Source organism: Cupriavidus sp. SIMBA_020, from assembly GCF_046535395.1.
Taxonomy (GTDB): Bacteria; Pseudomonadota; Gammaproteobacteria; order Burkholderiales; family Burkholderiaceae; genus Cupriavidus; species Cupriavidus campinensis.
This window is the reverse complement of record NZ_JAWRWU010001364.1, coordinates 1-246: the sequence shown is the minus strand read 5'-3', so window position 1 is coordinate 246 and position 246 is coordinate 1. Positions and strand designations below refer to the sequence as shown.

The 246-nt window shown below is 61.4% G+C and carries 1 protein-coding gene; it reads right to left on the bottom strand.

Going from position 1 to position 246, the window contains the following annotated elements; translation table 11 throughout:
- On the bottom strand, nt 1–246 hold a 246-nt coding region (locus SB751_RS33955), incomplete at both ends, for a methylmalonyl-CoA mutase family protein (RefSeq protein ID WP_410749490.1).

The following is a 246-nucleotide window of genomic DNA, read 5'->3' as shown; positions in this document are numbered from 1 at the left end:
GTCGAATGCGTTGGTGTGCAGCGAGTTGCAGTTGTCGTAGATCGCGATCAACGCCTGCAGCGTGGTGCGAATATCGTTGAAGTCGATTTCCTGCGCGTGCAGGCTGCGGCCCGAGGTTTGCACGTGATACTTGAGCTTCTGGCTGCGCTCGTTCGCGCCGTAGCGCTCGCGCATCGCGATGGCCCAGATGCGTCGCGCGACGCGGCCCAGCACCGTGTACTCCGGGTCCATGCCGTTTGAAAAGAA